The organism is Corynebacterium suicordis DSM 45110 (assembly GCF_015351405.1).
In the GTDB taxonomy this organism is placed as follows: domain Bacteria; phylum Actinomycetota; class Actinomycetes; order Mycobacteriales; family Mycobacteriaceae; genus Corynebacterium; species Corynebacterium suicordis.
This window is the reverse complement of sequence record NZ_JADKMY010000013.1, coordinates 1-845: the sequence shown is the minus strand read 5'-3', so window position 1 is coordinate 845 and position 845 is coordinate 1. Positions and strand designations below refer to the sequence as shown.

Below are 845 nucleotides of genomic sequence, written 5' to 3'. Positions count from 1 at the left end.
GGTGCTGTTGCAAAGTGGTGCGGGCAGTGCCCGGGAGCTGATCGAAACAGGAATCCCCGCCCCTGTAGTCCTGGCCCCTCAGGCGCCGGCGAAGGCCTTCGCCACGATCACCGCATCCGCGTTCGGGTTCCCGAAGGCGAACACTCTGCCCTGTCCTTTGCGCAGCGCGTGCATCGCCTCCATGCCCTGTAGCGCCCGGTAGGCCGACACCGGGTTCTTGAACCCGCCGCCTTTGGGCCCCAGGATCCGCTTAAGCCGGCCGTGATCACCCTCGATCACGTTGTTGAGGTACTTCACCTGCCGGTGCTTCACCGTCCTCGACAGTTTCTTCTTGTCGATCAGCGCTGCGATCGCCGCAGCGTAGGTCGGTGCCTTGTCGGTGCAGATCACCCGGGGGCCACCATCAGGGCCGCGGTGACCGGCACCGCGCAGCGCTTTTCCCAGAAACCTCGTTGCTGCCTGCGTGTTACGGCGGGTGGACATGTAGAAGTCGAGGGTCCGGCCGTCCTTGGTCACCGCCCGGTAGAGGTAGCACCATTGTCCGCCGACCCGGATGTAGGTTTCATCCACCCTCCATGAATCCGCTAACCAGGGCGAGGTTTGACGGTACCAGCGAGTGCGTTTATCCAGTTCGGGACCGTACTTCTGCACCCAGCGGTAGATCGTGGTGTGATCCACCGGCACACCGCGCTCGGTGAGCATCTCCTCGAGATCCCGGTAGGACACCCCATACCGGCAGTACCACCGCACCGCCCACAGAATCACGTCTTGAGGAAAGTGGCGACCGGAGAAGATGCTCATGAGACCTGATCCTCACGTGCCATCCCCAACTTTGCAACAGCACC

At 63.0% G+C, this 845-nt stretch carries 1 protein-coding gene; it reads right to left on the bottom strand.

What is annotated here, in order from left to right:
* Window positions 1-78 precede the first annotated feature (78 nt).
* Complete coding sequence (locus IRY30_RS10255) at window positions 79-801, bottom strand: IS6 family transposase (protein ID WP_194557349.1); 723 nt, start codon at window positions 799-801, stop codon at window positions 79-81.
* Window positions 802-845: the final 44 nt, after the last annotated feature.